This window comes from Methylocapsa aurea, from assembly GCF_000746085.1.
Taxonomy (GTDB): Bacteria; Pseudomonadota; Alphaproteobacteria; order Rhizobiales; family Beijerinckiaceae; genus Methylocapsa; species Methylocapsa aurea.
Genome location: NZ_JQKO01000037.1, coordinates 1 through 1,205, shown reverse-complemented (window position 1 = coordinate 1,205; position 1,205 = coordinate 1). Strand labels below are relative to the sequence as shown.

Genomic DNA, 1,205 nt, shown 5'->3' with positions numbered 1-1,205 from the left:
GCCCCCGAGGGCGAAGAAATTGCCGTGGATCCCCACTCGCTCGAGGCCCAATGCCTCGGCGAAGATCGCGGCGAGGATCGCCTCCGCGGGAGTGCGCGGCGGTTCGTCGTCGGCGCCCGCCGGGCGGGACGCTTGCGGCGCCGGCAAGGCCTTCCGGTCGATCTTGCCATTGGCGGTCAGCGGCAGCCGCTCAAGCTGAACAAAAACCGACGGAATCATGTAGTCCGGCAAGCGCCGCGCCAAGTCGGCTCGCCAAGCCGCGCTCAAAGCCGCGCTCAAAGCCTCGCCCGCCCCAGCGGCCTCGCCCGCGACATAGGCGACGAGGCGCCTGCCGCCAAGCCCATCCTCCCGCGCCAGCACCGCCGCCTGCGCGATCCCCGCAAGGCCGGACAGCGCCGCCTCGATCTCGCCCAGCTCGATGCGGTGGCCGCGCAGCTTCACCTGATGGTCGATCCGGCCAAGATAATCCAGCGTCCCGTCGGCGCGCCAGCGCGCCAGATCCCCGGTCCGGTAAAGCCGCCCCCCGGACGGACCGAACGGATCCGGGACGAACCGCTCCGCGCTGAGGCCAGGCCGCCCAAGATAGCCGCGCGACACGCCGGCGCCGCCGACATAAAGCTCGCCCGGGACGCCAATCGGAACCGGCTGCATCGACCCGTCGAGAACATAGGTCCGCAGGTCCGACAGCGGCCGGCCGATCGCGCTCCGCCCGCTCTCGGGTCCGCTCAGGGCCTCGCCCAGATCGCACAAGGTCACATGCACGGTCGTCTCGGTGATCCCATACATGTTCACAAGACGCGGATGCCCCGCGCCATGGCGGGCGAACCACGGCTTGAGAGCGCCAGGGTCCAAGGCCTCGCCGCCGAATATCACCAGACGCAGAGCCAGGGCGCTCTCCGATGCTTCCGCCGCGAAGGCCTCGCTCCGCAGCAATTGCCCAAACGCCGAGGGCGTCTGGTTCAGCACCGTGACCTTCTCGCGCGCGAGCAACTCGCAAAAGGCGTCCGGCTCGCGGCTCGCCCAATAGGGAACGACGACGAGCCGGCCGCCATGCGCCAGCGCCCCGAACATCTCCCAGACCGAAAAATCGAAGGCGTAGGAGTGGAACAAGGTCCAGACGTCCTCCGGGCCAAAGCCGAAGGCTTCCCGCGTCGCCGCGAAGAGGCGCGTCACATTGCGATGCGCGACCATGACGCCCTTGGGGC

The 1,205-nt window shown here is 69.5% G+C and carries 1 protein-coding gene; it reads right to left on the bottom strand.

Annotated elements, in window-relative coordinates:
• On the bottom strand, positions 1-1,205 hold a 1,205-nt coding region (locus DL86_RS15115; RefSeq protein ID WP_036263220.1), incomplete at both ends, for an AMP-binding protein.